The sequence below is a fragment of the Isoptericola sp. NPDC055063 genome (assembly GCF_053608125.1).
The window spans coordinates 1-5,059 of the sequence record NZ_JBSGUW010000001.1; the positions used below are offsets into that span (position 1 = coordinate 1).

The window sequence follows — 5,059 nt, forward strand, 5'->3', positions numbered from 1 at the left end:
GGCGGACCGCACGTGGTGCGGTCCGCCCCTCGAACTCTCTCGGCGATCCTCGAACTACCTCGGCGTCACCCCTGCGGCGTCACGACCAGCCCGGCGGCGTCCTCGGCACGGTCGACGACGACGCTGCTGCCGTCGGACACCGCGCCGGAGAGCAGCTCCTTGGCGAGCCGGTCGCCGATCTCGCGCTGCACGAGGCGGCGCAGCGGGCGGGCGCCGTACGCCGGATCGAAGCCCTCGAGCGCCAGCCACTCGCGCGCGGCGGGCGTGACGTCCACGGTGATGCGCCGGTCGGCGAGCCGCTTCGCGAACGCCGCGACCTGCAGGTCGACGATCTCGCCGAGCTCCTCGACGGTCAGCGCGTCGAAGACCACCACGTCGTCGAGCCGGTTGAGGAACTCCGGCTTGAACGACGCACGCACGGCCGCCATCACGGCCTCGCGCCGGGCGGCGTCGTCGAGGGCCGGGTCCACGAGGAACTGCGACCCCAGGTTCGACGTCAGCACCAGGATGACGTTGCGGAAGTCCACCGTGCGGCCCTGGCCGTCGGTGAGCCGTCCGTCGTCGAGCACCTGGAGCAGGATGTCGAAGACCTCGGGGTGCGCCTTCTCCACCTCGTCCAGCAGGACGACGGAGTACGGGCGCCGCCGCACGGCCTCGGTGAGCTGCCCGCCCTCCTCGTAGCCGACGTAGCCGGGAGGGGCGCCGACCAGCCGCGACACCGAGTGCTTCTCGGAGTACTCGGACATGTCGATGCGCACCATGGCGCGCTCGTCGTCGAAGAGGAAGTCCGCGAGCGACTTGGCCAGCTCCGTCTTGCCGACGCCGGTCGGGCCGAGGAACAGGAACGACCCGGTCGGCCGGTCGGGGTCGGCCACGCCCGCCCGCGAGCGCCGCACCGCGTCGGACACGGCGCGTACCGCGGCGGTCTGGCCGATGAGCCGCTCGCCGATGACGTCCTCCATGTGCAGGAGCTTCTCGGACTCACCCTGCAGCAGGCGCCCGGCGGGGATGCCCGTCCACGCGGCGACGACCTCGGCGATCTCGTCGGAGCCCACCTTGTCGGCGATCATCGGCGCCTCGTGCGCGGCGGCCTCGTCGGCCTCCTGCGACGCCTCCGCCCGCTCCGCGTCGGCGAGCTCGCGCTCGACCTGCGGGATCTCCCCGTACAGCAGCCGCGCGGCGGACTCGAGGTCGCCCTCGCGCTGCAGCCGGTCGGACTCGGTGCGCAGCTCGTCGATGCGGGCGCGCAGGTCGCCGACGCGGTTGTGGCCGGCCTTCTCCGACTCCCACCGCGCGGTGAGCGCGGCGAGCCGCTCGCGCGTGTCCGCGAGGTCGGCGCGCAGCCGCTCCAGGCGCTCCGTCGACGCCGCGTCGTCGGACTCCTTGAGCACGACCTCCTCCATCTCGAGGCGCGTGACGGCGCGCTGCAGCTCGTCGATCTCGACGGGCGAGGAGTCCATCTCCATGCGCAGGCGCGACGCCGCCTCGTCGACGAGGTCGATCGCCTTGTCGGGCAGCTGGCGGCCGGTGATGTACCGGTCGGACAGCGCGGCGGCGGCGACGAGCGCAGAGTCCGCGATCGTCACCTTGTGGTGCGCCTCGTACCGCTCCTTGAGCCCGCGCAGGATCGCGACCGTGTCCTCCACGGACGGCTCGCCGACGAACACCTGCTGGAAGCGCCGCTCGAGGGCCGGGTCCTTCTCGATGTGCTCGCGGTACTCGTCGAGGGTCGTGGCGCCGACCAGGCGCAGCTCGCCGCGGGCGAGCATGGGCTTGAGCATGTTGCCCGCGTCCATGGCGCCCTCGCCGCCGGCGCCCGCGCCGACGACGGTGTGCAGCTCGTCGATGAAGGTGACGACCTCGCCGTCCGACGCGGTGATCTCCTCGAGGACGGCCTTGAGCCGCTCCTCGAACTCGCCGCGGTACTTAGCGCCCGCGACCATGCCGGCCAGGTCGAGCGCGACGAGGCGCTTGCCCTGCAGCGACGTGGGGACGTCGCCCGCGACGATGCGCTGGGCCAGGCCCTCGACGACGGCGGTCTTCCCGACGCCGGGCTCGCCGATGAGCACGGGGTTGTTCTTGGTGCGGCGGCTCAGCACCTGCACGACGCGGCGGATCTCCGAGTCCCGACCGATGACCGGGTCGAGCTTGCCGTCGCGGGCGCGCTGCGTGAGGTCGCTGCCGTACTGCTCCAGCGCCTTGTAGGTGCCCTCGGGGTTGGGGCTGGTCACGCGGGACGAGCCGCGGACGGCGGGCAGGGCGGCGCGCAGCGCGTCGGCGGTGGCGCCCGCCTCGGTGAGCGCCTGGGCCGCGGCGGACTGACCGGCGGCGAGAGCGATGAGCAGGTGCTCGGTCGAGACGTACTCGTCGCCGAGCGCCTCGGCCTCCTTGCCCGCGTTCTCGAGCACGGCGCTCATGGCGCGCGACGGCGAGGGCTGGGCGACGGCGCTGCCGCTCACCTGCGGCAGGGCCACCAGGGCGGCACGGGCGCGCTGCCCGATCTGCTGCGCGCCTGCGCCGACGGCGTCGAGCAGGCCGACGGCGACACCGCCCGACTGCTGGAGCAGCGCCTGCAGCAGGTGCACCGGCTCGAGCTGGGGGTTGCCCGCGGCCGACGCCGACTGGACGGCGTCGCCGAGCGCCTGCTGCGACATGGTCGTGAGCTTGATGTCCATGGGACCTCCGGGATGACGAGGGAAAACGTCTTTCTGGGGAACGTCGCCAAAGTTGAGTCTATTCCGCTCAACTTTGCTCGCAAGCCGCTCGGCATGCCCGGTGGCTCACACCCCGGTGCTGCGGGATGCTGGGCCGGTGACCACTCCAGCCCGCGGCCCCGTGCGCCGCCTCCGCACAGCGATCGCGGCCCTGCTCGCCGCCGTCGGCCTCCTCGCCCTCGCCGGCTGCATGAAGGTCGACATGGACATGACGCTCTCGGAGGACGACACCGTCTCCGGCACCATGATCATGGCCGTCTCCAACAGCCTCGCCGAGACGATGGGGATGGAGCCCGGCGAGCTGTGGAAGCAGGCCGGCGGGGAGCTGTCGCAGAACCTGCCCGAGGGCGCGTCCCAGGAGCCGTGGTCCGACGACGACTACACCGGCACCAAGTACACCTTCACGGACGCGCCGATCGACCAGATCTCCGGCGAGGGCGGCGAGGACCTGAGCATCACGCGCGACGGCGACGACTACGTGGTCGACGGCACCCTGGACCTCGCCCAGGGCGCCGACCAGCTCAAGTCGCTGCCGCAGAAGGTGCAGGACGCCTTCGACGTACGCCTCGCGATCACCTTCCCCGGGGCGGTCAGCGACGCCACCGGCGCCATCGACGGCACCACCGTCACCTGGACGCCACAGGTCGGCGAGAAGACCGAGATCCACGCCGTCGGCTCGGCCGAGGCCGACAACGGGTTCCCGTGGTGGATCGTCGGGCTGGTCGTCGGGCTGGTCGTCATCGGGCTCGTCGTGTGGTTCGTCGTGCGGAACAACCGCCGGCCCGCCCCGGTCACCGGGACCGCGACCGGAGACGCCGCGTTCGCCGCGGAGACGACGCCCGGCGCCGTCCCCGCGGCCGGCCCCACGCCGGAGGAGCAGGTCTTCGGCGGCGCGACCACCGAGCCCCCGACCGAGCCCCCGACCGGACCCACGACCGGACCCGTCGCCGAGCCGCTGGAGCCGGAGGCGGCCCCCGAGCCCGCTCCCCCGGCCGGCCCGTCGACCGGACCCGTCGCCGAGCCGCTGGAGCCCGGCCGCCCCGGCGAGGAGGACGCCTACCGCCGGGAGCACGGCGCCGCCGAGCGCGGCACCGCGCCGTCGTCCGGCGAGCCCCGGCCCGACGAGCCCGAGACCGACGAGCCCGGCAGTGACGACCCCGGCACCGACGACCCCGGCACGACTCCGGGGCCGGCGCGCCCGACCGACCCGACGCCGGGTGCCTGACGCACCGTCCGCGCCGGGCCCCGCGGGGGCGTGGCGCGAGGACGTCCTCGGCCCGGAGTTCCAGGAGCGCACCCTCGCGCTGCCCGGCGGTGCGGAGGCGGTCCTGGTCCGCCACGTCCCGTCCACGCCCGACCCGGCCACGCCCGGGGCTCCGCCGGCCCGCACCGCGGTGCTGTACGTGCACGGCTTCGTCGACTACTTCTTCCACCCGCACGTCGCGCGCGCCGTCGCCGCGCGGGGGCACGCGTTCTACGCCGTCGACCTGCGCGGCCACGGGCGGGCGCTCGCCGCGCACGTCGCCGCCGGGCGCGACCCGAACCTCGTGGACGACCTCGCCCTGTACGCCCAGGATCTCGACGCCGCGGCCGCCGCCGTGCGCGCCGCGGGCCACGAGCGGCTGGTGGTGCTCGGGCACTCGACGGGGGGCCTGGTCGCGCCGCTGTGGGCGAACGCCCGCCCCGGCCGGGCGGACGCGCTGGTGCTCAACAGCCCGTGGCTCGAGCTCAACGAGACCTGGCTGATGCGTGGGCCGGCGACCTGGGCGATCGACGTCGTCGGACGGTTCGCGCCGCGGCTGCCGGTGGGCTCCCTCGGCGAGCACTACGGCGCGGCGCTGCACCGCGAGACCGGCGGCGAGTGGGACTACGACCTGGCCTGGAAGCCGCACGCCGGCTTCCCCGTCCGCGCCGGCTGGCTGCGCTCCGTGCGTCGCGCGCACCACCGGGTGGCCCGCGGGCTGGACCTCACGATCCCGGTGCTCGTGCTGGCGTCCGACCGGTCCGGCCCGGCGCGGTCGTGGCACGACGAGCTGGTGACCACGGACTCCGTGCTCGACGTCGTGCACATCCGCGAGCGCGCCCCGCGCCTGGGCAGCGACGTCACCGTCCGCACGATCGTCGGGGGCGCGCACGACCTCGCCCTGTCGCCGCAGCCCGCCCGCGACGCCTACCTCACCGCCGTGCTCGACTGGATCGAGTCCCTCACCTGACCCCGGCCCAGTGCCGAGCAGGCAGTTGGCGGAAGGGGGGGGGGGGAGGTGGCGGCGGGCCAGGGGGGAACATATTTTTTGTTTTTTGGGGGGGGGCCCCCAGCACTTTCCCTTCCCCCCCCCCCCAACACT

The 5,059-nt window shown here is 74.3% G+C and carries 3 protein-coding genes; 2 read left to right on the forward strand and 1 reads right to left on the reverse strand.

Annotated features, from left to right (window positions below):
* Window positions 1-65: 65 nt before the first annotated feature.
* A complete protein-coding gene (gene clpB / locus ACWF41_RS00005; RefSeq protein ID WP_380326662.1) occupies window positions 66-2,675 on the reverse strand; it encodes an ATP-dependent chaperone ClpB in 2,610 nt (869 codons plus the stop codon).
* A gap of 136 nt (window positions 2,676-2,811) precedes the next feature.
* Between clpB and ACWF41_RS00010 the strand changes: the two genes are divergently transcribed.
* Both ACWF41_RS00010 and ACWF41_RS00015 read left to right on the forward strand, forming a co-directional pair.
* The gene (locus tag ACWF41_RS00010; RefSeq protein WP_380326659.1) at window positions 2,812-3,939 is read left to right on the forward strand and encodes an LppM family (lipo)protein; all 1,128 of its coding nucleotides are present in this window, start codon (window positions 2,812-2,814) and stop codon (window positions 3,937-3,939) included.
* Window positions 3,932-4,927 (forward strand): alpha/beta hydrolase, encoded by a 996-nt coding sequence (locus ACWF41_RS00015; RefSeq protein ID WP_380326656.1) that lies wholly within the window; start codon window positions 3,932-3,934, stop codon window positions 4,925-4,927. The genes ACWF41_RS00010 and ACWF41_RS00015 overlap by 8 nt, the downstream gene beginning before the upstream one ends.
* Window positions 4,928-5,059 lie beyond the last annotated feature (132 nt).

Bases quoted from the DNA above. Each gene is read 5' to 3' on its own strand.
- clpB (WP_380326662.1), bottom strand. From the start codon at position 2,675: ATGGACATCAAGCTCACGACCATGTCGCAGCAGGCGCTCGGCGACGCC.